Genomic DNA, 436 nt, shown 5'->3' with positions numbered 1-436 from the left:
TGTTCGACGTGCTCAGCCTGCCGCTCACCCGTGGTCCCCTGACCGGTGTCTGGGGCGCCTGGGACCAAGCCAGCGCCGCGCAGGTCACGGCCTTCCTGCAACGTTGGCAGGACAGCTCGCTGAACCTGCTGCGCATGGGCCACGCCTCGCTGCTGCAGTTGCTGCAGATGGCCTGGTACGAACGCCCCGAATCCTGGGCCGCCTGCGGCTACCCGGGGCCACCGAAAATCTGAAAACAATCAAGAGCAGCGCCAATGCCTGACCCCGACCCGTTTCGCCAAGGCCTGGAAAGCGGCGGGATCACCCATGACGCCTCGCGCCTGACACACGATCTCACGCTGGAAGCCGACGTTGCCGTGATCGGCAGCGGTGCCGGTGGCGCTACCAGCGCGCAGATGCTCAGTACTGCCGGCTTCAAGGTATTGCTGATCGAAGA

At 65.4% G+C, this 436-nt stretch carries 1 protein-coding gene and 1 pseudogene; both read left to right on the top strand.

The window, feature by feature from the left end; genetic code table 11:
- Positions 1-233: pseudogene (locus J5M72_RS28780) on the top strand (twin-arginine translocation pathway signal protein); the annotation flags it as partial.
- Between the two features lie 21 nt (positions 234-254).
- Positions 255-436: FAD-dependent monooxygenase (locus J5M72_RS28775; protein WP_207868338.1), on the top strand; the 182-nt coding region annotated here is incomplete at its 3' end.

The organism is Pseudomonas sp. 58(2021), assembly GCF_017491585.1.
Taxonomy (GTDB): domain Bacteria; phylum Pseudomonadota; class Gammaproteobacteria; order Pseudomonadales; family Pseudomonadaceae; genus Aquipseudomonas; species Aquipseudomonas fluorescens_BT.
The sequence above is the reverse complement of the archived record's forward strand: the minus strand, read 5'-3'. Positions and strand labels throughout refer to the sequence as shown.